The 23,399-nt window shown below is 72.2% G+C and carries 17 protein-coding genes and 1 pseudogene; 2 read left to right on the forward strand and 16 right to left on the reverse strand.

What is annotated here, in order from left to right:
* Positions 1–1,202, reverse strand: a pseudogene (locus ACSNOK_RS13585) (hypothetical protein); the annotation flags it as partial.
* Between ACSNOK_RS13585 and ACSNOK_RS13590 the strand changes: the two are divergent.
* Both ACSNOK_RS13590 and ileS read left to right on the forward strand, forming a co-directional pair.
* Positions 1,192–1,671, forward strand: a complete 480-nt coding sequence (locus ACSNOK_RS13590) for a hypothetical protein (RefSeq protein ID WP_436780888.1) — start codon at positions 1,192–1,194, stop codon at positions 1,669–1,671. The pseudogene ACSNOK_RS13585 and the gene ACSNOK_RS13590 sit on opposite strands and share 11 nt — an antisense overlap.
* Positions 1,672–2,265: 594 nt before the next feature.
* Positions 2,266–5,430, forward strand: a complete 3,165-nt coding sequence (ileS, locus tag ACSNOK_RS13595; RefSeq protein ID WP_436780889.1) for an isoleucine--tRNA ligase — start codon at positions 2,266–2,268, stop codon at positions 5,428–5,430.
* 171 nt (positions 5,431–5,601) lie between these two features.
* Here ileS and ACSNOK_RS13600 read toward each other — a convergent pair whose 3' ends face one another.
* The 15 genes from ACSNOK_RS13600 to ACSNOK_RS13670 all read right to left on the reverse strand — a co-directional run.
* Positions 5,602–6,768 (reverse strand): RNA-guided endonuclease InsQ/TnpB family protein, encoded by a 1,167-nt coding sequence (locus tag ACSNOK_RS13600; protein ID WP_436780890.1) that lies wholly within the window; start codon positions 6,766–6,768, stop codon positions 5,602–5,604.
* Positions 6,769–7,010: 242 nt separating this feature from the next.
* Positions 7,011–8,207: a DivIVA domain-containing protein gene (locus ACSNOK_RS13605; protein ID WP_436780891.1), complete on the reverse strand. Its 1,197-nt coding sequence runs from the start codon at positions 8,205–8,207 to the stop codon at positions 7,011–7,013.
* 61 nt (positions 8,208–8,268) lie between these two features.
* Complete coding sequence (locus ACSNOK_RS13610) at positions 8,269–8,553, reverse strand: YggT family protein (RefSeq protein WP_004955828.1); 285 nt, start codon at positions 8,551–8,553, stop codon at positions 8,269–8,271.
* Positions 8,554–8,625: 72 nt separating this feature from the next.
* A complete protein-coding gene (locus ACSNOK_RS13615; protein WP_436780892.1) occupies positions 8,626–9,237 on the reverse strand; it encodes a cell division protein SepF in 612 nt (203 codons plus the stop codon).
* A 118-nt stretch (positions 9,238–9,355) separates the two neighbouring features.
* Positions 9,356–10,087: a YggS family pyridoxal phosphate-dependent enzyme gene (locus ACSNOK_RS13620; RefSeq protein WP_436780893.1), complete on the reverse strand. Its 732-nt coding sequence runs from the start codon at positions 10,085–10,087 to the stop codon at positions 9,356–9,358.
* A complete protein-coding gene (pgeF, locus tag ACSNOK_RS13625) occupies positions 10,084–10,845 on the reverse strand; it encodes a peptidoglycan editing factor PgeF (protein WP_436780894.1) in 762 nt (253 codons plus the stop codon). Before pgeF ends, ACSNOK_RS13620 begins: the two co-directional genes overlap by 4 nt.
* A gap of 62 nt (positions 10,846–10,907) precedes the next feature.
* Positions 10,908–12,146 carry a cell division protein FtsZ gene (gene ftsZ / locus ACSNOK_RS13630; RefSeq protein ID WP_004955836.1) on the reverse strand — a complete coding sequence of 413 codons (1,239 nt, stop codon included), beginning with the start codon at positions 12,144–12,146 and terminating at the stop codon, positions 10,908–10,910.
* Between the two features lie 240 nt (positions 12,147–12,386).
* Positions 12,387–13,025 carry a cell division protein FtsQ/DivIB gene (locus ACSNOK_RS13635; protein ID WP_436780895.1) on the reverse strand — a complete coding sequence of 213 codons (639 nt, stop codon included), beginning with the start codon at positions 13,023–13,025 and terminating at the stop codon, positions 12,387–12,389.
* Between the two features lie 234 nt (positions 13,026–13,259).
* Positions 13,260–14,351 carry an undecaprenyldiphospho-muramoylpentapeptide beta-N-acetylglucosaminyltransferase gene (gene murG, locus ACSNOK_RS13640; RefSeq protein ID WP_436780896.1) on the reverse strand — a complete coding sequence of 364 codons (1,092 nt, stop codon included), beginning with the start codon at positions 14,349–14,351 and terminating at the stop codon, positions 13,260–13,262.
* 6 nt (positions 14,352–14,357) lie between these two features.
* Positions 14,358–15,710: a putative lipid II flippase FtsW gene (gene ftsW, locus ACSNOK_RS13645; protein ID WP_436780900.1), complete on the reverse strand. Its 1,353-nt coding sequence runs from the start codon at positions 15,708–15,710 to the stop codon at positions 14,358–14,360.
* 69 nt (positions 15,711–15,779) lie between these two features.
* The gene (gene murD, locus ACSNOK_RS13650) at positions 15,780–17,240 is read right to left on the reverse strand and encodes a UDP-N-acetylmuramoyl-L-alanine--D-glutamate ligase (protein WP_436780897.1); all 1,461 of its coding nucleotides are present in this window, start codon (positions 17,238–17,240) and stop codon (positions 15,780–15,782) included.
* Positions 17,222–18,286, reverse strand: coding sequence for a phospho-N-acetylmuramoyl-pentapeptide-transferase (gene mraY, locus ACSNOK_RS13655; protein ID WP_223766829.1), 1,065 nt, complete (start codon positions 18,284–18,286; stop codon positions 17,222–17,224). Before mraY ends, murD begins: the two co-directional genes overlap by 19 nt.
* Positions 18,283–19,707 (reverse strand): UDP-N-acetylmuramoyl-tripeptide--D-alanyl-D-alanine ligase, encoded by a 1,425-nt coding sequence (locus tag ACSNOK_RS13660; protein WP_436780898.1) that lies wholly within the window; start codon positions 19,705–19,707, stop codon positions 18,283–18,285. Before ACSNOK_RS13660 ends, mraY begins: the two co-directional genes overlap by 4 nt.
* 65 nt (positions 19,708–19,772) lie before the next feature.
* Positions 19,773–21,500, reverse strand: a complete 1,728-nt coding sequence (locus ACSNOK_RS13665; RefSeq protein WP_436780901.1) for a UDP-N-acetylmuramoyl-L-alanyl-D-glutamate--2,6-diaminopimelate ligase — start codon at positions 21,498–21,500, stop codon at positions 19,773–19,775.
* A 37-nt stretch (positions 21,501–21,537) separates the two neighbouring features.
* Positions 21,538–23,399 (reverse strand): peptidoglycan D,D-transpeptidase FtsI family protein (locus tag ACSNOK_RS13670; RefSeq protein WP_436780899.1); only part of this gene is annotated, 1,862 nt, incomplete at its 5' end.

Consider the following 23,399-nt stretch of genomic DNA (forward strand, 5'->3'; position numbering starts at 1 on the left):
TCCCCGGCCCCCGCGGCGGGGGCCACCCCAGCCACCAACGACTCCCCGGCGGAGGCCGCAGCCTTCCCACCCGCTCTCGCACCGGACGCCGACGCCTCCACACCCGGAGCCCCGGCTCCTCCAGCAGGGTCCGCGGCCTTCTCCCCCGCCGCGCCACCCGTTCCTACACCGGACGCCACTTCCTTCCCCGGCACCTTCACACCCGGAGTCCCGGTTTCCCCAGCAGAGGCCACAGCCCCCTTCCCCGACGCCTTAGCGGCCGGAGACCCGGCTCCCCCAACAGAGGCCGCAGCCCCCTTCTCCACCGCCTTGCCCGCCTTGCCACCAGTTCCTACGGCGGACACCGCTCCCTTCCCCAGCACCTTCGCCGCCGGAGACCCGGCTCCCCCAACAGAGGCCGCGGTCCTCTTCCCCGCCACCTTGCCCGCCTTGCCACCCGTTCCCGCAGCGGACACCGCTTCCTTCCTCGACGCCCTGGCCGCAGTCTTCACACCCGTCACCGCGGCAGAAGCCGATTCCCTCCCTGACGCCTTCCCAGCGGAGGCCGCGGCTTTCCCGCCCACTCCCGCAGCGGCCCCTGCCTTCTTCGCCGGCGCTTTCCCGGCCGGAGAAACGGCCTTCTTCCCCGCCGCCCCGGCCGCAGCGGCGGACTTCCCCTTCTTGCCGGACGCCGACTCGGCCGGCGACGCGGACTTCTTCCCCGCGGCCTTCCCGCCTGCGACCTTCCCGGCCGCTCCCGTGCTGGAGAGCGCCTTCTTCGCCGTCTTGCCGGCCGAAGGCGCGGCTTTCCCGGCCGGAGCTTTCTTCTCCGGAGGCACGGTGGCCTTCGCCGCCTGCTTCGTCACCTTCTCCGCCGCGGCCTTCTTCGCCGAAGACGCCGCCTTCTCATCCCTGCTCCCCCGGGCAACGGACTTCCCGACCGACGCCGCCTCGGAGCCCGCCCGCTTCCCCGCGGCCTTCTTCGCCGAAGACGCCGCCTTCTCATCCCCAGTCCCCCGGGCAACGGACTTCCCGGCCGACGCAGTCTTGGAGGCCGCCCGCTTCGTCGCCGCCTTCTTCGCGGGCGCTCCCGCGCCGGTCCCGGCCTTCGCCGTCTTCTCGGCGGCGGGCTTGGCGGCACTCCCCTTCGCGGCGCTCTTTTTCGCCGCCGCGTTCCTAACTGCCTTCCCCACCGTCTTCGCGGCCGACGACTTGCCGGCCACCGCCCCCTTCGCGGAGCTCTTCCCCGCCGCCGCGCCCCCGGCCGTCTTCTTCGTGGGCGAAGCCGCCCCTTTGTGCGCCGCGCCCCGGACCGCCGCATGCTCGGGCCCCGGCGCGTTCGTCCGGGCAGCCTTCGACGCGGCGGCCTTCGACGCGGTCTTGTTGGCGGGAGCCTTCCCGGCCGAGACCGTCTTCACCGGAGCCTTTACCGCCGCAGCTTCCTTCGCCGCGGCCTCCTTCGCCGAAGCGCCTCCCGCCGAAGCACCCCGCGCCGGAGCCCTCTTCGCCGCTTTCGCCGCCTTCGTACCGCCCGCCGCCCCCGCCATCACAGCGACCCACCGCGCCGTACAGGCCACACCCGGCAGCCCACACCACGCCGGCAACCCCGCGCCGCCCGGCGCACCCGGTCGGCAGGCCCCCGCACCCGGCTGGCAGGCCCCCGCGCCCGGCGGCCCACGCCGCGCCGACTGACCCGTCCCGCCCCGCAGACCAGGCCGGCAGGCCCCCGCGCCGCGGCCCGTGCCGAGGACATCTCCACCATGTCCGCCATGACCGCGACCCCTTCACATTTTATGATCTTGCGCGCGAATCGTGCGGGAACGATAAATCGGCTCGGAGCACGCGGCAACGGGGCACGCCGGTGCCCACCCTTGTGCCCCGCTCCCGGCCCTGTAACCCGCCGGACGGCCCCCGCCCGGCGCCGGGAGCCGCCCCGCCGGGCCGGGGACGGAAATGCGGTCGGCCCGCCCCGCCCGCGCCCCGTACACTGGGCGGCAGCGAAAGGCGTGGATGGGACGAGTAGCGCCGCACGCAGCCATCAGCGATCCGGGGACGGTGCGAGCCCGGAAGGCGTGCGCGGTGTGAAGATCACCCCGGAGCCGCCGGAAGAAAGCCAGGGGCAAGGCAGCAGCCCACCCCAGGCCGGTAGAACCGGCATCGCGACCCCAATGAGGGGGCCACAGGCACACGCCTGCGGCCAAGGAGGGTGGTACCGCGGGAGTACGGACAACGGCTCTCGTCCCTCCGACGGACAGCGCACAACCGTCCAGCCGGAGGTAGCCACCGATGAGTTCCGCGCAGCCCGCGCGTCCCGCGCCCCAGTACCGCTCCGTACCCGCCCAGGTCGACCTGCCCGCGCTCGAACGCGCCGTGCTCGACTTCTGGCAGGAGCAGAAGATCTTCGCCCGCACCCTGGCCCAGTCCGAGGGCCGGCCCGAGTGGGTCTTCTACGAGGGCCCGCCGACCGCCAACGGCATGCCGGGCGCGCACCACATCGAGGCCCGCGTCTTCAAGGACGTCTTCCCCCGCTTCCGCACCATGCAGGGCTACCACGTCGGCCGCAAGGCCGGCTGGGACTGCCACGGCCTGCCCGTCGAGCTCGCCGTCGAGAAGGAGCTGGGCTTCTCCGGCAAGCAGGACATCGAGGCGTACGGCATCGCCGAGTTCAACGCCAAGTGCCGCGAGTCCGTGACCCGCCACACCGACGCGTTCACCGAGCTCACCACCCGCATGGGCTACTGGGTGGACCTGGACGACGCCTACCGCACCATGGACCCGGACTACGTCCAGTCCGTCTGGTGGTCGCTGAAGGAGATCTTCAACAAGGGCCTGCTGGTCCAGGACCACCGCGTCGCCCCCTGGTGCCCCCGCTGCGGCACCGGCCTGTCCGACCACGAGCTGGCGCAGGGCTACGAGACGGTCGTCGACCCGTCCGTCTTCGTCCGCTTCCCGCTCACCTCCGGCCCGCTCGCCGGCGAGGCCGCCCTGCTGGTCTGGACGACGACGCCGTGGACGCTGGTCTCCAACACGGCCGCCGCCGCCCACCCGGACGTCACCTACGTCGTGGCGACCGACGGCACCGAGAAGCTCGTCGTCGCCGAGCCGCTCCTCGAAAAGGCCCTCGGCGAGGGCTGGACGGCCACGGAGCAGCGCTTCACCGGCCGCGAGATGGAGCGCTGGACGTACCGCCGCCCGTTCGACCTGGTCGAGTTCCCGGACACGGCCCACTACGTCGTCAACGCCGAGTACGTGACGACGGAGGACGGCACCGGCATCGTCCACCAGGCCCCGGCCTTCGGTGAGGACGACCTCCGCACCTGCCGCGCCTACGGCCTGCCGGTCGTGAACCCGGTCCGCGCCGACGGCACCTTCGAGGAAGACCTGCCCCTCGTCGGCGGCCAGTTCTTCAAGAAGGCCGACGAGGCCCTCACCGCCGACCTCGACGCGCGCGGCCTCCTCTTCAAGCACGTGGCGTACGAGCACAGCTACCCGCACTGCTGGCGCTGCCACACCGCGCTCCTCTACTACGCGCAGCCGTCCTGGTACATCCGCACCACGGCTGTCAAGGACAGGCTCCTCGCGGAGAACGAGAAGACCAACTGGTTCCCGGACTCGGTCAAGCACGGCCGCTTCGGCGACTGGCTGACCAACAACATCGACTGGGCGCTCTCCCGCAACCGCTACTGGGGCACCCCGCTGCCCATCTGGCGCTGCGAGGACGACCACCTCACCTGCGTCGGCTCCCTCGCCGAGCTCACCGAGCTCACCGGCACCGACCAGAGCGGCCTCGACCCGCACCGCCCGTACATCGACGACGTGACGTTCCCCTGCACCGCCGAGGGCTGCGCGCACACCGCCGTCCGGGTGCCGGAGGTCATCGACGCCTGGTACGACTCGGGCTCCATGCCGTTCGCCCAGTGGGGCTACCCGTACAAGAACAAGGAGCTCTTCGAGAAGCGCTACCCGGCGCAGTTCATCTCGGAGGCCATCGACCAGACCCGCGGCTGGTTCTACACCCTGATGGCCGTCGGCACCCTCGTCTTCGACAAGTCGTCGTACGAGAACGTCGTCTGCCTGGGCCACATCCTCGCCGAGGACGGCCGGAAGATGTCCAAGCACCTGGGCAACATCCTCCAGCCGATCCCGCTGATGGACCAGCACGGCGCCGACGCGGTCCGCTGGTTCATGGCGGCCGGCGGCTCCCCGTGGGCGGCGCGCCGCGTAGGCCACGGCACGATCCAGGAGGTCGTCCGCAAGACGCTCCTCACCTACTGGAACACGGTCGCCTTCCAGGCCCTCTACGCCCGCACCGCCGGCTGGGCCCCCTCGGCCGCCGACCCGGCCCCGGCCGACCGCCCGCTGCTGGACCGCTGGCTGCTCGGCGAGCTCAACACGCTCACCGACCAGGTCACGCAGTCCCTGGAGGCGTATGACACCCAGCGCGCCGGCAAGCTGCTGTCCGCGTTCGTCGACGACCTGTCCAACTGGTACGTCCGCCGATCCCGCCGCCGCTTCTGGCAGGGCGACGCGGCCGCGCTGCGCACCCTGCACGAGGTGATCGAGACGGTCACCCGCCTGATGGCGCCGCTCGTCCCCTTCATCACCGAGCGCGTCTGGCAGGACCTGGTCGTCCCGGTCGACCCGGAGGCCCCGGAGTCGGTGCACCTGGCCACCTGGCCGACCGCCGACACCGCGCTGATCGACCCGGAGCTCTCCCGTCAGATGCTCCTGGTCCGCCGCCTGGTGGAGCTGGGCCGCGCCACCCGCGCCGAGTCCGGCGTGAAGACGCGGCAGCCGCTGTCCCGCGCGCTGGTCGCGGCGGCCGGCTTCGAGACGCTCGGCGAGGAACTGCGCGCCCAGATCACGGAGGAGCTCAACGTCTCCTCCCTCGCCTCCCTCTCCGAGGTGGGCGGCTCCCTCGTCGACACCACCGCCAAGGCCAACTTCCGCGCCCTCGGCAAGCGGTTCGGCAAGGGCGTCCAGGCGGTGGCCAAGGCGATCGCCGCGGCGGACGCGGCGGCCCTGTCCCTCGCCCTCCGCGAGGGCAACGCCACCGTCGAGGTCGACGGCGAGACCGTCGCCCTCACCCCCGACGAGGTCATCATCACCGAGACGCCGCGCGAGGGCTGGTCCGTCGCCTCCGACTCCGGCGCGACGGTCGCCCTCGACCTGGAGATCACCCCGGAGCTGCGGCGCGCGGGCCTGGCCCGCGACGCGATCCGCCTCATCCAGGAGGCCCGCAAGAACTCCGGCCTCGACGTGGCCGACCGCATCGCCCTGCGCTGGTCCTCCTCCGACGAGGAGGTCCGGACGGCCCTCGCCGACCACTCCTCCCTCATCGCGGACGAGGTCCTCGCCACGGACTTCGCTTCCGGCGAGGCGGACGAGTCGTACGGCGAGCCCTTCACGGACGAGCCCCTGTCCCTGACCTTCCGCCTGCGCAAGGCGTAAGCGCTCCCCAACCCCGCCCCTTCCCGTATCTACGGGGAGGGGCCCGGTACCCCTCGAAACCGCGCTCCGCGCGGTCAAGGCGTTCCACCTAGTCAACTACCCGGCCCTGAAGGACCGGGCTTGCGGGTAGGGCCTCACTGGTTGTGAGGTGGACTCCCGCGTCTTGGCCATTCAGCTTATGGACTGGGTGGCTGGGACGCGTGACTCACGCCCCGCGATCCACACGTTCTCGCCCCTGCGGGCAAGAACGTGGGAAGCATTGCGGTCGGCGTGCGCAACGACGCCGCACGACCGGCATACGAACCTGGCCTGGGAAACGCGGTTGAGCCGGTCGATGTGCCCGCACAGTGCGCACTCCCTGGAGGAGTGGGCGGGGTCCACGAGCACGAGCGGGACTCCGGCCCGGCGCGCCTTGTAGACGATGAAGTCCGCGAGCTGGGCGAAGGCCCAGGAGTGGAGCGCGACCCGTTGGGGCTTGCGGAGCCGTACCCTCTGCCGGATCCCCTTGAGTCTTTCCAGGGAGATCCCGCGCGAGGTGCGTTCAGCCTCGGTCACAATCCTCTTGGCGATGATGTGGTTGGTGTTCCTCACGTGCCGCTGCTCGCGGCGCGAGCGTGCCTTGAGCCGCCGCCTGGCGGACTTCGTGCCCTTTTTCTGGAGCTTCCCGCGCAGAGCGAGCTGCCGCTTGCGGTACCGATTCAGCTTGCGTCCGGCGGCCCGGTAGCCGGTTGAGGTGGTGGCGATGCCGACGATCCCGAGATCCACGCCGATGAACCCATCCGGCTCGTACTGGACGGCCTCGGGAACCTCGCATGTGGCAATCAGGTAGAACACACCGTCGCGTTCGATCAGGTCCGCTTCGCCCTTGCGGTATTGCCGGAGCACCTTGAGTACCTGCGGGGAACAGGCGAAGCGCACACTCTTCACGCGCCCGGCGGTTGTCCAGATGCTCACCGTTGCGGCGTCGTACTGCCAGGAAAGGCAGCGGTCGTCATACGGCTGCGCGGCTTCGGGCCGGAACGTGACCGGCCTGGACTCGGCCTTGATGCGGCGCTTGGCCCCCTTCTTGCCCAAGTTCCCTGCACGGAGGTTGGCATGCAGCGCGGCATACGCGTCGCGCACCTTCTTGATCACGTGCTGCGCCGCCTGCGCCCCCAGGCCACGGGCCCTGAGTTCGGCATAGGTGTGCCTGCGCAACTCGTACTCACGGGGAACATCCCGCTCGAACGCGATGCGCGATACCCAGTTCGCCAGGGCGTTGACCGTGTGCAGGGTAGCCGACAGCGCCGACGCCTGTTCGGCGTCCGGTATCAGCTTGACCTGCACCACCACCTTCACAGTGTGATCGTAACATCACCCTGCGTCAGGGTGCTGACAGTCAAGCCTCAAGCAGTCGGCTCGGTACGGTCGTTCAAACTCCCACGCAGATGATCTTCATGCGCGCCGCCACGCCCGGGCTCCCCGGCGCTGCCGAGCCGCACATCGAAACGACAACGGGCCGGGCCCCGGGGACATCCCCGGGGCCCGGCCCATGGTGATTGCGACGACGACTACCGCTCAGCGGCAGCGCACCGCCGCCGTCAGTTGTCGTCCTCGTCGATGAGGAACCCGCGCATCGGCGAGGGAGCCTGCATCGGCTGCGGACCCTGCGGCCGCACCGGAGCCATCGGCTGCGTCATCGCGGGCGACATCTGCTGCTGCCCGCCGTACGACGGGTTGCCCGACGACTGGCCGTGGCCGCCGCCCATGGACGAGTTGCCGCCCATGCTGTGACCGCCCATGCCCGCACCGGCCGACGCCATGGACCCGCTCATCGAGGGGGCCGGCGGCAGCGACGGGGCGTTGGTGGCGCGCGGCGGGGCGAGCGAGTCGTCCGCCTGGTTCTCCAGCTGGCGCAGCTGGCTCTCCAGGTAGGACTTCAGCCGCGTGCGGTACTCGCGCTCGAAGCCGCGCAGGTCCTCGACCTTGCGCTCCAGCGTGGCGCGGGCGGACTCCAGGGAGCCCATGGCCACGCGGTGCTTCTCCTGCGCGTCCCGCTCCAGCGCGTCGGCCTTGGCGCGGGCGTCCCGCTCCAGGCCCTCGGCGCGGCTGCGGGCCTCGCCGACGATCTTGTTGGCCTCGGAGCGGGCCTCCGCGATCGCCTGATCGGCCGTCTGCTGCGCGAGCGAGAGCACTCGGGCGGCGCTGTCGCCACCCGGGCCCTGGCCCGGCTGCTGCATCTGGGGACCGGGGCCGCCCATGGGGCCACCCTGACCCATCGGGCCGGGACCACCCTGGCCCATCGGACCGCCCTGGCCCATGGGGCCGGGACCGCCCTGACCCATGGGACCGCCCATGGGGCCACCCATCGGGCCGCCCTGGCCCATGGGGTTCTGTCCCATCGGACCCGCGCCGTGCGGGCCCTGGGGACCGTGGCCGTGTCCGCCCGGCCCGGCCGGCAGCTGCGGGGCACCGCCCGGAAGCTGCGGCGGGCCGCCCATCTGCTGCTGGTTCGGCGGCACCGGCTGCGGGCCGGATATGGCGGCGGGCACCGGAGCCCCGGGACCTGGTCGTTGGTCCTGCGGCTCGGGCTTGCGCATGTTCTGCTGCTGGTTCTGCGCCGCGGCTCGGGTCGCTGCCGCCAGCTTGGCGCGCAGGTCCTCGTTCTCCCGGAGCAGGCGGGTCAGTTCGGCCTCGACCTCGTCGAGAAAGGCGTCGACCTCGTCCTCGTCGTAGCCTTCTCGGAGGCGGACGGTCGTGAACTGCTTGTTCCGCACGTCCTCGGGGCTCAGCGGCATCTCTTCTTCACCTCAACGTAGTCGTCGGCAATCGGCAAGACCGTATCGTTCACAGCCGCGTTCACAGCCGCTCCACGACGGTGATCAGGATGTAGACGATGATCATCAGTACGAAGAAGGACAGGTCGAGCGCCACGCCCCCGAGACGCAGCGGCGGGATGAACCGCCGCAGAAGCTTGAGTGGCGGATCGGTGACAGTGTAGGTGGCCTCAAGGACGACCACCATCGCCTTACCGGGTTGCCACGAGCGGGCGAACTGGAAGACGTAATCCATCACCAACCGGAAGATGAGCACGATGAGGAAGACGTACAGCGCGATGTAGACCACCTGCCGTGCGATGTCCATCCTCGCGCTTCCCTCTCCCCTTGTGCCCGGCCTATTGACCGTCTCTCACCGGTATTGCCTGATTGTGCGTCTCTAGCTCTGGTTGAAGAACCCGCCCTCTGCGATGCGGGCCTTGTCCTCCGCCGTGACATCGACGTTAGCAGGAGACAGCAGGAACACCTTCTGCGTCACCCGTTCGATGCTGCCGTGGAGGCCGAAGACCAGACCCGCGGCGAAGTCGACAAGTCGCTTCGCGTCGGTGTCGTCCATCTCGGTCAGATTCATGATCACCGGGGTGCCTTCACGGAAGTGTTCCCCGATGGTACGGGCCTCGTTGTAGGTCCGAGGGTGCAATGTCGTGATGCGGTAAGGCTCCCGCTCGGACACGACTTTGGGCATGATCACCGGTGCGTTCTTCTCCAGGGAGTGGCGTTCGGGTGTGATGGACGACACGGGGGCGATTCGGGCGGGTCGTCCCGTTTCCGCTGTCAGCGGAGCCGGTTCGCGCTGCGCCGGGGGCTGGGCGACCCGTACCGGTTCGTCCGTTTGCGTCTGCTGAGCCTGGTGTTGCTGGTGCTGCTGCCGGCGCCGGTCGGGCTCCGGCTCGGGCTCGAACTCGTTATCGGGATCGAATCCCCGGCCGTCGTACCCATCGTCCTCCACGAGGCCGAGGTAGACCGCCATCTTGCGCATCGCGCCGGCCATTCTCTGCGTCCTCCGCTCTGTGGTGGATCGGCTCCTCAACGGCGCTGGATCCACTTGGTCCGCCCGCCTTTTGACGGGAATGACCATATTTTGTGCTGTGGTCCGACTCTTGGCGACGTTACCCGAGGCCGGGTCGGACTCCGAGTACCGCTGTGCCGACGCGTACATGTGTCGCACCCGCCGCCACGGCGTCCTCCAGATCCGCGCTCATTCCCGCGGACACCATGTTCGCAGCCGGATGCGCCGCGCGCAGGTCCGTTGCGATTTCCCGCAGCCGCTCGAAGGCCGCCCGGGGCCGGCCCGCATAGGGCCCGGCCAGCGGAGCGACCGTCATCAGCCCCGCCGGGCGGAGCCCCTCGGCCTCGGCCAGGGCGTCGGCGAGGGCCGCCACCCCGTCCGGCGCGACGCCGCCGCGGCCGGCGCCGTCACCGGTCTCCGCGTCGAGGGCCACCTGGATCAGACAGCCGATTTCCCGTCCGGGTCCGCGGCCTTTCCGTACCGCCGCGGCGGAAAGCGCGGTGACCAGTCGCACCCGGTCAATGGAGTGCACCACGTCGGCATAATTCACCACGCTTTTCACTTTGTTTGTCTGCAATTGACCGACGAAGTGCCAGGTGAGCGGGAGATCCGTACATTCCGCGGCTTTCGGGGCGGCGTCCTGGTCGCGGTTCTCCGCGACATGACGGACTCCCAGTTCCGCGAGCAGCCGGACATCGCTCGCGGGATAGGTCTTGGTGACCACGATCAGGGTCACCTCGTCACGCTTTCGACCCGCCGCCGCGCAGGCGTCGACGATACGTTCCTCCACGCGGGCGAGGTTCCCGGCCAACTGCGCTCTGCGGTCCGTCATCGACCGGTGTCCCCTTCCCCGTCTTCCCCGGCACGGTCCTCGCCGAGCCACACATAACCGGCGAGCCGTCCGGTGACGCGGTCGCGCCGGTAGGAGAAGTGGTCCGCCGATTCCATCGTGCAAATGTCCGACTGCCCCGCGAGGCTGACGCCCATTCGGGCGAGTTGCGCCCGGACCCCGGCGGCCACGTCCACGGCCGGGGTGCCCCGCCGGGTGGTGGCCCACGCCTCGGGCACCGCCTCGGCGACGTCGGCCCGCATGTCCTCCGGCACCTCGTAGCAGCCGCCGCAGACCGACGGGCCGATGTACGCGAGGATCCGGGCCGGGTCGGCGCCCATCGCGGTCATCGCCTCGACCGCCGCGGGCACCACCCCGGCGACCAGACCGGGACGGCCGGCGTGCGCCGCCCCCGCGATCCCGGCGACCGGGTCGGCCAGCAGGACGGGGGTGCAGTCGGCGGTCAGCACCGCGAGGGCGAGCCCCCGGCGGTCCGTCACCACCGCGTCCACCGCGGGGATCTCGTCGCCCGCGCGCCACGGTCCGTCGACCACGGCCACGTCCTTGCCGTGCACCTGGTTCATCCAGACGACGGCCGCCGGGTCGATGCCCAGCGAACGGGCCGCCCGTTCCCGGTTGGCCCGGACCGCGGCGGGGTCGTCGCCGACCGCGCCGCCCAGGTTGAGCTCCGCATACGGAGCGGCGCTCACCCCGCCCCACCGGTCGGTGAAGGCGAAGTGCGCGCCGCTCGCGTGTGCCACGTGTGGCCGTCCCCGGGTGTCCGGGGCCGGGTTTCCTATCACCGGGGTCACGTCCTGCCGGGTCACTTCAGGAAGTCGGGAACGTCCAGTTCCTCGGCGGTCGAGTCCTGGTACGGGCGGGCCGGGGGCACCTGCGGGGAGGCGACCGGGGGCGGCGGGACCTCGGCGACCGGCACGGGGTCCGGGACCGGCTCCTCGGTGCGCGGGGTCACGTTGCCCAGGCCGCCGAAGGAGGGACGGACCGGCTCGGCCGGCCGCTCGGTGCGGCTCACGGCCGGCGCCGGGGCGGCGGGGGTCTCCTCGCGGCCGTAGGACGAGCCGAGCACCTTGTCGCGGCTGCCCTTGGCCGGCGGCTGGCCGCCGTCGAAGCCGGCGGCGATGACGGTGACCCGGACCTCGTCGCCGAGGGCGTCGTCGATGACGGCGCCGAAGATGATGTTCGCCTCGGGGTGGGCCGCCTCGCTGACCAGCTGGGCCGCCTCGTTGATCTCGAAGAGGCCGAGGTCGGAGCCGCCGGAGATGGAGAGCAGGACGCCGCGGGCGCCGTCGATGGACGCCTCCAGCAGCGGCGAGGAGATGGCCATCTCGGCGGCGGCCACCGCGCGGTCGTCGCCGCGCGCCGAGCCGATGCCCATCAGCGCGGAACCGGCCTCGGACATCACGGACTTGACGTCCGCGAAGTCCAGGTTGATGAGGCCCGGGGTGGTGATGAGGTCGGTGATGCCCTGGACACCGGACAGCAGCACCTGATCCGCCGACTTGAACGCGTCGAGCACGCTCACCTGGCGGTCCGAGATGGACAGCAGCCGGTCGTTCGGGATGACGATGAGGGTGTCGACCTCGTCGCGGAGGCTGGCGATGCCGTCCTCGGCCTGGTTGGCCCGGCGGCGGCCCTCGAAGGTGAACGGCCGGGTGACCACACCGATCGTCAGGGCGCCCAGCGAGCGGGCGATGTTGGCCACGACGGGGGCGCCGCCGGTGCCGGTGCCGCCGCCCTCGCCCGCGGTCACGAAGACCATGTCGGCCCCCTTGAGGACCTCCTCGATCTCCTCGCGGTGGTCTTCGGCGGCCTTGCGGCCGACGTCCGGGTTCGCGCCGGCGCCGAGACCCCGGGTGAGCTCCCGGCCGACGTCGAGCTTGACGTCGGCGTCGCTCATCAGCAGGGCCTGTGCATCGGTGTTGATCGCGATGAACTCGACGCCCTTGAGACCGACCTCGATCATCCGGTTGATGGCGTTGACGCCACCGCCGCCGATACCGACGACCTTGATGACTGCGAGGTAGTTCTGCGGTGCTGCCACGTCGAAGGCCTCTCGCCTCGAGTTACGTATGCCTGGGGGACGGTTCGCAATGCCAACCCGAACCCTAACGTTGAAGTTTAGGGTTACCCGTGCCACTGTTCCCTGGGTTCTCGGAACAGGACACTAAGTCGACAAGTGGCGCGTGTTCAACGAACACGCCGAACCTCCCGTTTTTCTTTTCACCCTATGTGATCACCCATAGGCGTAGCCAACCAGGGTGCTGCCAGGGTCCGGCCGCCGTCAACTCCCCGACGAGGCAGGGGCGCCCGGGGCGCTCACGTCGAAGTGGTCCGCCCCGCGCGCCGCCTTCATCAGCGCGGTGAGCGAACGGGCCTTCGCCTCGCCCCGTTCGCCACTGCCCCAGACGACGGTCCGACCACCCGTCAGCTCCATGATGATCGAATCGTATGAGCGTACCCGGATCACGCGGGTGTCGCGGCGCACTTCCGCGGGGAGCGCGGCGGCGGCGCGCACGCCCTCCCGTTCGAGACGGGGGCGCCCGAACCGGCGGGTGCTGGGGGCGTCCGCCGGGGCCTCCATCACCAGCCGCGGCACCTTGGCGGGCGGCCGGTCGACTGTGGCGAAGCGCACTCCGGAGCCGTCGATCTCGACGAACTTCCCGTTCTTCTCGACGACGGCCCGCGGCTGGCGCTCCGTCACCTCGACGGCGACGCCGTGCGGCCAGTCCCGGGAGACGTCGACGGACTCGATGCGGGGCAGCCGGTCGCGCAGCCGTTGCTCGACGGCGTCGGTGTCGACGGAGACCAGCGGGTCGCCGAGCGGGACGGCCGCCGCCTCGCGCACCTCGGCGGCGGAGAGCACCTCGACGCCGGCCACGTCCACATGGGTGGCGCGGAGCCAGTCGGAGCCGTAGAGCACCCACCCGGCGCCGGCGCCGAGGACGGCGGCGGCGAGCCCCCAGAGCAGCAGGCGGGAGCGGCGGGGCAGGAGCCGGCGGACCGGGACTTGGCGCCCTTCTTCCCGCCGTTGCCGCCGTTCTTCGGAGTGCGGGAGGCGCCGGCCGACGGCTTGCGCTCCGGCTTACGGTTCCGTTCGTCACCGCGCCGGGCGGTCGTCGGTCCGGCCACGCTTCCCAGCCTCCTGCCCGCGACGTCAGCCCCTGCGGGCGGCGATCGCCTCGTAGACCATGCCGACCAGCAGCTCGTCGGCGTCCCGGCGGCCGAACTCGGCGGCGGCGCGGGACATGTCGTACAGCCGGTGCGGGTCGGTGAGCACCGGGAGCACGTTGTGGTGGATCCACTCGGGGCTCAGCTCGGCGTCGTCGACCAGCAGGCCGCCGCCGGCCTTGACCACCGGCTGGGCGTTGAGCCGCTGTTCGCCGTTGCCGATGGGCAGCGGGACGTAGGCGGCGGGGAGCCCGACGGCGGAGAGTTCGGCGACGGTCATCGCGCCCGCGCGGCAGAGCATCATGTCGGCCGCGGCGTACGCGAGGTCCATGCGGTCCACATACGATACCGGGATGTAAGGCGGCATTCCGGGCATGTTGTCCACATGCGGCACGTCGTTCTTCGGGCCGACCGCGTGCAGGATCTGGATGCCCGAGCGCTGGAGCGACGGGGCGACGGCCTGGATGACCTCGTTGAGCCTGCGGGCGCCCTGGGAGCCGCCCGAGACCAGCAGGGTCGGCATGTTCGGCTCCAGGCCGAAGGCGGCGCGCGCCTCGTAGCGCAGGGCCGCCCGGTCCAGGGTGGCGATCGTGCGGCGCAGCGGGATGCCCACGTAGCGGGCGTTGCGCAGCTTGCTGTCCGGGGTGGACACCGCGACGCCGGCGGCGTAGCGCGAGCCGATCTTGTTGGCCAGGCCGGGGCGGGCGTTGGCCTCGTGGACGATGATCGGCACGCCGAGCCGCTTGGCGGCCAGATAGCCGGGGAGCGCCACGTAGCCGCCGAAGCCGACCACGCAGTCGGCCTTGGTGCGCTCCAGGATCTGCTCGGCGGCCTTGATGGTGCCGCGCAGCCGCCCGGGCACGGTGATCAGCTCGGGCGTGGGCTTGCGGGGCAGCGGCACCGCCGGGATCAGGCCCAGCTCATAGCCCCGCTCGGGCACGAGCCGGGTCTCCAGCCCGCGCTCCGTGCCGAGCGCCGTGATCCCCACGGTCGGGTCCTGCCTGCGCAGGGCGTCCGCGAGGGCGAGCGCGGGCTCGATGTGGCCGGCGGTCCCCCCGCCGGCGAGTACGACATGCACCGAAATTCACCGCTCTCCGGACGGCCGCTTCTTGACGCGCCGTCTCATCGTCTTCCATCTCACCCCAGGCTGCCGCATGGCCAGCGCCGCCCGCGCACCGGGTTCGTCGCGCGCGAAGGCGATCAGGAGCCCGATGGCGAACATGGTCGGCAGCAGGGCGGACCCTCCGTAGGAGAACAGCGGGAGCGGCACACCGGCGATCGGCAGCAGGCCGAGCACCGCACCGATGTTGACCACGGCCTGGGCCGTGATCCAGGTGGTCACCGCTCCCGCGGCGTACCTCACGAAGGGGTCCTCCGTGCGTCCGGCCACGCGGATACCCGCATAGCCTAGAGCCGCGAAGAGGGCGAGGACCGACAGCGTCCCCGCCAGGCCCAGCTCCTCGCCGGTGATCGCGAAGATGAAGTCGGTGTGGGGCTCGGGCAGTTCGCCCCATTTTTCGACGCTCGCGCCCAGTCCGGCACCGAACCAGCCGCCGTTGGCCAGCGCGTAGATTCCGTGCACGGCCTGCCAGCACTGGTCGTTGGCGCCGGGGTCGGTGGCGCCGATGCAGTCCAGGCGGGACATCCGGTTGGCGCTGGTCTTGATGAACAGGACGGCGAGCGCGCCTGTGACACCGATCACCCCGGCGAACAGCCGGGTGGGGGCGCCGGCCACCCAGAGCAGGCCGAAGAGGACGAAGGTGAGCACCACGGTGGTGCCCATGTCGCCGCCGACCATGATCAGGCCGAGCAGGACGAAGGTGACGGGCACCAGCGGCACCAGGAGGTGCTTCCACTGGGTGAGCAGCTTCTTGTGCTGCTTGCGGGCCAGCAGGTCGGCGCCCCAGAGCACCAGGGCGAGCTTGGCGAACTCGCTGGGCTGGGCCTGGAAGGGGCCGCCGAGGGAGATCCAGTTGGTGTTGCCGTTGATGGTCTCGCCGATGCCGGGCACCTGGACGAGTACGAGCAGCACGGCCGACACGGCGAGCAGCGGGTAGGCGAGCGCCCGCAGCACCTTCACGGGCAGCCGGGCGGCCAGCAGCAGCAGGACGGTGCCGATGGCGGCGGCGAGCAGTTGCTTGCGGAAGAAGTAGGTGGGGGCGAGTCCGCTCTGCAGGGCCTTGATCTGGGACGCCGAGTAGACCATCACCAGGCCCAGCACGGTGATCAGCAGCGAGCCGCCGAGGATGAGGTAGTACGCCGTCAGGGGCCGGTCCCAGGCGCGGCGGGCGCGCGCGTGCAGGGCGCGCAGCCCGCCCGGGCCGCCGGGGAGCCGCCCGCGCGGCGGGCCGCCGCGCGGGGCGCCCGCTGCCGGGCCCCGGCCCGCGCAGGGCCGTCCAGGCGCCCGGGGGCGGCCCGGCGGTGGCGTGGACGTGATCGGCGTGCATCCGGGGTCCCCTCCGCTGGTGTTCCGGGCCGCCCGGCCCGCGGCGCGGGGACCGGGCGGCTAGCTCTCCGTGGCGCGGCCGTCGGCCGGCGGTCCGGCCTGTTCGGCCAGGTCCCGGACGGCCGCGGCGAAGGCCTCGCCCCGCTCGCCGTAGTGGGTGAACATGTCCATCGACGCGCAGGCCGGGGCCAGCAGGACCGTGTCGCCCGGCTTGGCGAGCCGTGCCGCCTCCCGGACGGCCTCGGCCATCGCCCCAGTGTCGGTCCGGTCGAGGTCCACCACCGGGACATCCGGGGCGTGTCGTGCCAGCGCCTCCTTGATCAGGGCCCGGTCGGCCCCGAGCAGGACGGCGCCGCGCAGCCGCCCGGCGGCGCCGGTGACCAGGTCGTCGAAGGTCGCGCCCTTGGCGAGGCCGCCCGCGATCCAGACCACGGACTCGTAGGCGGCCAGGGAGGCTTCGGCGGCGTGGGTGTTGGTGGCCTTGGAGTCGTCGACGTACGCCACCCCTTCCACGTCGGCGACGTGGGAGATGCGGTGGGCGTCCGGACGGAAGGCGCGCAGGCCGTCGCGGACGGCCTTGGGCTCCACGCCGAAGGCGCGCGCCAGGGCGGCGGCGGCCAGGGCGTTGGCGATGTTGTGCGGCGCCGGCGGGTGGATGTCGGAGACCTCGGCGAGCTCCTGCGCGTTGCGCTGCCGGTCGGCGACGAAGGCCCGGTCGACGAGGATGCCGTCGACCACGCCGAGCTCCGAGAGGCCGGGGGCGCCGAGGGTGAAGCCGATGGCGCGGCAGCCCTCCTCGACGTCGGCGTCGCGGACGAGCTGCTCGGTGCGCGGGTCGGCGGTGTTGTAGACGCAGGCGATCCGGTTGCCCTCGTAGACCCGGCCCTTGTCGGCGGCGTAGTCCTTCATGGAGCCGTGCCAGTCGAGGTGGTCCGGGGCCAGGTTGAGGACGGCCGCGGAGTGGGCGCGCACCGAGGGCGCCCAGTGCAGCTGGTAGCTGGAGAGCTCGACGGCGAGGACGTCGTAGGGCTCCTGGGAGAGCACCACGTCGACGATGGGGGTGCCGATGTTGCCGACGGCCGCGGTGCGCAGGCCGGCGGTCTCCAGGATGGAGGCGAGCATCCGGACGGTCGTCGTCTTGCCGTTGGTGCCGGTGACGGCGAGCCACGGGGGCGCGCCCTCGCCGCGCAGCCGCCAGGCGATCTCGACGTCGCCGACGACGTCGACGCCGGCCTCGGCGGCGGCGGTGAACAGCGGGCTGTCCGGGCGCCAGCCGGGCGAGGTGACGACGAGGTCGGTGCCCTCGGGGAGGGTGTCGGCGTCGTTCAGCCGGACGGTGACGTCGGCGCCGAGGCCGGCCGCGCGCTCGCGCAGGGCCGGGCCGTCGCCGCCGTCGACGACGGTGACCCGGGCGCCGAGGCCGGCCAGCGCGCGGGCGGCGCTGACGCCGCTCACGCCGAGGCCGGCGACGGTGATGTGCTTGCCGTGGAATTCCGAGGTGGTCACTTGATGGCCAGCCATCCCGCGTAGAAGATTCCGAGGCCGACGGCCACGCACAGGCCCTGGATGATCCAGAAGCGGACCACGACCAGGACCTCGCTCCACCCCTTGAGTTCGAAGTGGTGCTGGAGCGGGGCCATTCGGAAGACGCGCTTCCCGGTGAGGCGGAACGAGCCGACCTGGATCACCACGGACATGGTGATGAGGACGAACAGACCGCCGAGGACGGCGATGAGGAGCTCGGTGCGGGAGCAGATGGCCAGTCCCGCGAGCGCGCCGCCGAGGGCGAGCGAGCCGGTGTCACCCATGAAGATCTTGGCGGGCGAGGTGTTCCACCACAGGAAGCCGAAGCAGGAGCCCATCAGCGCGGAGGCCACGACGGCGAGGTCGAGCGGGTCCCTGACCTCGTAACAGGCGGCGCCCGCGGTCAGCGGGTTGCCGCAGGACTGGCCGTGCTGCCAGGTGCCGATGAAGACGTACGCGCCGAAGACCATCACCGAGGCGCCGGTGGCGAGGCCGTCGAGGCCGTCGGTGAGGTTCACGCCGTTCGACATCGCGAGGATCATGAACAGCGCCCAGACCACGAAGATCACCGGGCCCAGGGTCCAGCCGAAGTCCTGGGTGAACGACAGCCGGGTGGAGGCCGGGGTCTGGCCGCGGGTGTCCGCGAACTGCAGGGCCAGCACCGCGAAGGCGATGCCGACGATCAGCTGGCCGGCCATCTTGGCCTTGGCCCGGAGGCCGAGGCTCCGCTGCTTGACGATCTTGATGTAGTCGTCGAGGAAGCCGACCAGGCCCATGCCGGCGGTCAGGAACAGCACCAGCAGACCGGAGGTGGTCGGCTTGCTGCTGGTCGCCACCTTGGTGACGGCGTAGGCGACCAGGGTGGCCAGGATGAAGGCGATGCCGCCCATGGTGGGCGTGCCCTTCTTCCCGGCGTGGCCGCGCGGGCCGTCGTCCCGGATGAACTGGCCGTACCCCTTGCGGGCGAGGAACTTGATCAGCAGCGGGGTGCCGATGAGCGTCAGGAAGAGTCCGACGACTCCGGCGACAAGGATCTGGTTCATCGACCGGTGACCTCGCCCTCACCCGCGAGCAGCTGCTCCGCGACCCGTTCCAGCCCGACCGACCGGGACCCCTTCACCAGCACGACGTCTCCCGGGCGCAGCTCGCTGCGCAACAGGTCGACCGCCGCCCGCACGTCGGACACGTGCACCGACTCCTCACCCCACGAACCCTCGTTGTAGGCGCCCATGCACAGCCAGGCCGCTTCCCTGTCCCCGACTGCCACGAGCTTGCTGACGTTGAGCCGGACGGCCAGCCGTCCGACCGCGTCGTGCTCGGCGAGCGACTCCTCGCCGAGCTCGGCCATCTTGCCGAGCACCGCCCACGTGCGGCCCCCCCGCGCCCTGGCGGTCTCGCCCATGGCGGCCAGCGCGCGGAGCGCGGCCTTCATGGACTCGGGGTTCGCGTTGTAGGCGTCGTTGACGATCGTCACGCCGTCCGCGCGCTCGGTGACCTCCATCCGCCAGCGGGAGAGCTGGCCCGCCTCGGAGAGCGCGGAGGCGATCTCCTGCACGGGCATGCCCAGCTCGTGGGCGACGGCGGCGGCGGCGAGCGCGTTCGACACGTGGTGCTCACCGTACAGCCGCATGGTCACGTCGGCGCACCCGGTGGGTGTGTGCAGCGTAAAAGCGGGCTGTCCGGCCGGGGTGAGGCGGACGCCCTCGGCCCGGATGTCGGCGTCGGCGGCCTCGCCGAACAGGACCGTACGGGCCTTGGTGCGCGAGGTCATGGCGCGGACCAGCGGGTCGTCGGCGTTGAGCACGGCGACGCCGCCCTCGGCCGCCGCCGGCAGGGACTCGACCAGCTCGCCCTTGGCCAGCGCGATCTGCTCGCGCCCGCCGAACTCGCCGATGTGCGCGGAGCCGACGTTGAGCACGAGGCCGATGCGCGGCGGGGTGAGCTCGGCGAGGTAGCGGATGTGGCCGATGCCGCGGGCGCCCATCTCCAGGACGAGGTGGCGGGTCTCCTCGGTGGCGCGCAGGGCGGTCACCGGGAGGCCGATCTCGTTGTTGAGGTTGCCGGCCGGGCAGACCGTCGGGCCCAGGCGGCCCAGGAGCTGCCCGATGAGGTCCTTGGTGCTGGTCTTCCCGGCGGAGCCGGTCAGGCCGACGACGGTGGCGCCCAGGCGCTCCACGACGGCGCGGGCCAGCGCCCCGAGGGCTGCGACGACGTCCGGGACGACGATGGCGGGTACGCCGACGGGCCGGGTGGCCAGTACGGCGACCGCGCCGGCCTCGACGGCCCGTTCGGCGTAGTCGTGGCCGTCCACGTGCTCTCCGGCGAAGGCCGCGAACAGGCCGCCGGGGACGACCTCACGGGAGTCGTAGACGACCGGGCCGGTGGCCAGGGCGTCCGGGTCCGGTATGTCGTGCTGCCGCCCGCCGACGAGGGCGGTGATCTCGGCGAGGGACAGGGGAATCACCTGGAGTCACCTCCGGCCGTTCGGTGGGGCTGCCGGGGGGAGGGTTGTGCGCGCATGGCGGTCTGTCATCCCTGGTCGTTCCGGTGCTTGGTGACCGCGTGTGAACCGGCGCCGCGCTCGATGGCCTCGCGCAGCACCTGGCGGTCGTCGAAGGGGCGTACCACTCCGGCGATGTCCTGGCCCTGTTCGTGGCCCTTGCCGAGGACGAGGACGGTGTCGCCGGGTTCGGCGCGGGCGACGGCGGCGGCGATCGCGGCGGCGCGGTCCTCCATCAGCAGGACGGCGCCGCGTTCGGCGGCGGGCACCTCGGCGGCGCCCGCGAGCATGGTGGCGAGGATCGCGAGGGGATCCTCGGAGCGGGGGTTGTCGGAGGTCAGGACGGCGGTGTCGGCGAGCCGGGCCAGCGCGGCGCCCATCGGGGCGCGTTTGGTGGTGTCCCGGTCGCCGCCGCAGCCGAGGACGGCGTGGATACGGCCCGGGGTGACCTTGCGCAGGGCGCGGAGAACCGATTCGACGGCGTCCGTCTTGTGGGCGTAGTCGACGACGGCGAGGTAGCCCTGCCCGGCGTCGACGCGCTCCAGCCGGCCGGGGACGCCGGCGACGGCGGCGACGCCGTCCGCGGCGGTCTTCGGGTCGGCGCCGGCGGCGACCAGCGCCACCACGGCGGCGAGCGCGTTGGCGACGTTGAACGGGCCGGCGAGCGGCGAACGGGCGGGGACGGAGACGCCGCCGGGGCCCTCGATGGTGAACGTGGAGTCGAACAGGCCGGACTCGACGCCCACCGCGCGCCAGTCGGCCTCCGGGCTGCCCTCGGCGGAGAAGGTGACGACGGGGACCTCGGACTCGCCCTCGGCGAGCCGGCGGCCGTACGCGTCGTCGAGGTTGACCACGCCGAGGCGGCTGCGCTCCTTGGTGAAGAGCTCGGCCTTGGCCCGGAAGTAGTCCTCCATGTCGGAGTGGAACTCCATGTGCTCCGGGCTGAGGTTGTTGAAGACGGCGACGTCGAAGACGCAGCCGTCGACGCGGCCGAGCACCAGGGCGTGGCTGGAGACCTCCATGGCGAGAGAGCGGACGCCCTTCTCGCGCATCACGGCGAAGAGGGCCTGGAGGTCGGTGGCCTCGGGGGTGGTGCGCTCGGACTTGACGCGCTCGTCGCCGATGCGCGACTCGACGGTGCCGATCAGGCCGGTGAGCCCCGCCGGCCGGCCGTCCTCGGCCGCGCGCGAGCGCTCCCAGGCGCGCAGTCCGCCCTCGATGAGGTAGGCGGTGGTGGTCTTGCCCGAGGTCCCCGTGATGCCGACGCGCAGCAGGTCGCCGCCGGGGTCGCCGTAGACGGCGGCCGCCAGGGCGCCCATCCGGCCGCGCGGGTCGTCGACGACCAGGACCGGCAGGCCGGTGGCGGCGGCGCGCTCGGCGCCCGCCGGGTCGGTCAGCACGGCGGCGGCGCCGAGCCCGGCCGCCTGCTCGGCGAAGGCGGCGCCGTGGAAGCGGGCGCCGGGCAGCGCGACGTAGAGGTCGCCGGGGCGGACGGCACGGGAGTCGTGCGTGATGCCGGTGACCTCTCCTCCGGCGCCCTCGGGGGCGCGGACGCCCAGCTGACCGGCGAGCTCCGTGAGCGGCACGGGCCGGACCCGGGTGGGGCGGGGCGCTCCCGGAGCGGTGGGTTCCGGGGTGGTGGCTGGGGACTGATCAGCGTGGGGCACGGCGGTGAGCGTACCGGGCGCACCCGGCCCGTCGCGAAGCGAGGGGCGCGCCGGGCCGCGGTTCCCCGGTTCCGGCGTGCCGTGCGTCACAGTCGGCACGGCCCTGCGGCGCGGCGCGGCGGCACGGTCAGTACTCCACGGGCAGCCGCGGCGGCCCACTGCCGGAGGGCGGCACCTGGAGCGTCTTCAGCGCGAACGACATGACCCGCTGGAAGACCGGTCCGCAGATCTGGCCGCCGAAGTAGCTGCCCTGGGTGGGATTCTGGATGGCGCAGTAGACGGTGACCCGGGGCTGGTCGGCGGGGGCGAAGCCGGCGAAGGAGGCGGTGTAGCCGTGGTAGCGGCCGGTCTTCGGATCCACCCGGTTGGACGTGCCGGTCTTGCCGGCCACCCGGTAGCCGGGGATCTTCGCCTTGGTTCCGGTGCCGTCCCGGTCGTCGACGACGGACTCCAGCATCTCGGACAGCTGCTTGGCGGTCTTCTCGCTGACCACCCGGGTGCGCGGTGGCGCGGGCGCCGGGACGAAGCGCCCGTCCGGGCCCTTGGTGCCGCGCACCAGGGTGGGCCGGACGCGCTCGCCGCCGCCGGCGATGGTGGAGTAGACGGAGGCGGCCTGGACGGCGTTGAGGGACAGACCCTGGCCGAAGGGGACGGTGTAGCGCTGCGAGGCGCTCCACTCCTTCGCCGGGGCGAGGATGCCGGGGGTCTCGCCCGGGAAGCCCAGCCCGGTGGGCTGCCCCAGGCCGAACTTGCGCAGGTACGAGTAGAGGACGGCGCCCGACTCCTCCGGGGTCTTGCCGAGCTGCTCGCTGGCCAGGATGGTGCCGATGTTGCTGGACTTGGCGAGCACGCCGTTGAGGGTGAGGTGCCAGGTGGCGTGGTCGATGTCGTCGGCGAACGCCCGGTCGGCGCGCGGCAGCCGGTTGGGGACCTCCACCCGGGTGGCGGGGGTGGCGACGCCCTCCTCCAGGACGGCGGCCATGGTCATCACCTTGTTGACGCTGCCGGGCTCGTAGGCGTCCTGGAGCGCGGCGTTGCCCAGGGCCGCGCGGTCGGCGTGGGCGAGGTCGTTGGGGTTGTAGCCGGGGGCGTTGGCCATGGCCAGGATCTCGCCGTTGCGGGCGTCCTGGACGACGACGTAGCCGCGGTCGGCGGCGGAGGCGCGGACCTGGGCGGCGATGGCGCTCTGGGCGGCCCACTGGATGTCCCGGTCGAGGGTCAGCTCGACGTCCGAGCCGGGGACGGCCGCCTGTTCCTTCAGGTCGCCGGTGGGCACCTGCCGGCCGCCCGACTGGGCGTAGACGCGCTTGCCGTCCTTGCCCGCGAGCTCCTTGTCGAGCTGGGCCTCCAGCCCGCCGCCGCCCTTGCCGTCGGCGTTGACGAAGCCCAGTATCCCGGCGGCGAGATCGCCGTTGGGGTACACGCGCCTGCTGTGCGCCTCGCGGTTGACGCCGGTGAGCAGGTTGAGGGTGCCGTGCCTGCCGCGGATCCGGGCGGCGGCGTCCTGCTTGAGCTCCCGGATGCGGTTCCAGACCTGGGGCGGCTGCTGCCGGGCCAGGACGACGTACTTGGACGTGGGGTTGGCGGTGAGCTTCTCCTCCACCTCGTCGACGGGCCCGCCCAGGACCGGGGCCAGCAGTTCGGCGGCCTTGTGGGCGGCGTTCCGGAGCCCGGTCCGCTTGGGGGTGAGCAGGTCGGGGGCGGCGGTGATGTCGTAGGCGTCGACGGTGGTGGCCAGGTCGACGCCGTTGCGGTCGGTGATGGCGCCGCGCTCTGCGGCCAGGGTGACGGGGATGTAGCGGTTGACGTTGGCGCGGGCCGCGTAGGCGTCGGCGTCGACGGCCTGCACCTGGAGCAGCCGCACGGTGAACACCAGCAGCACCAGGGTGAGTCCGAGGCCGATCAGCCGGAGCCGGGGCCGGGGGCTGCCGAGGCGCAGCGGCCGGGAGCCGACGCGGGGCCGCGCCGGGCGGGCCGCGGCGGCTGTCT

Source organism: Streptomyces sp. URMC 126 (genome assembly GCF_051386555.1).
In the GTDB taxonomy this organism is placed as follows: Bacteria; Actinomycetota; Actinomycetes; order Streptomycetales; family Streptomycetaceae; genus Streptomyces.

What these genes read in the sequence shown, in the direction of transcription:
- ileS (WP_436780889.1), top strand. Translation starts at nt 2,266, where the DNA reads ATGAGTTCCGCGCAGCCCGCGCGTCCCGCGCCCCAGTACCGCTCCGTA.
- ACSNOK_RS13605 (WP_436780891.1), bottom strand. Translation starts at nt 8,207, where the DNA reads ATGCCGCTGAGCCCCGAGGACGTGCGGAACAAGCAGTTCACGACCGTC.
- ACSNOK_RS13610 (WP_004955828.1), bottom strand. Translation starts at nt 8,553, where the DNA reads ATGGACATCGCACGGCAGGTGGTCTACATCGCGCTGTACGTCTTCCTC.
- ACSNOK_RS13615 (WP_436780892.1), bottom strand. Translation starts at nt 9,237, where the DNA reads ATGGCCGGCGCGATGCGCAAGATGGCGGTCTACCTCGGCCTCGTGGAG.
- ACSNOK_RS13620 (WP_436780893.1), bottom strand. Translation starts at nt 10,087, where the DNA reads ATGACGGACCGCAGAGCGCAGTTGGCCGGGAACCTCGCCCGCGTGGAG.
- murD (WP_436780897.1), bottom strand. Translation starts at nt 17,240, where the DNA reads ATGGCTGGCCATCAAGTGACCACCTCGGAATTCCACGGCAAGCACATC.
- mraY (WP_223766829.1), bottom strand. Translation starts at nt 18,286, where the DNA reads ATGAACCAGATCCTTGTCGCCGGAGTCGTCGGACTCTTCCTGACGCTC.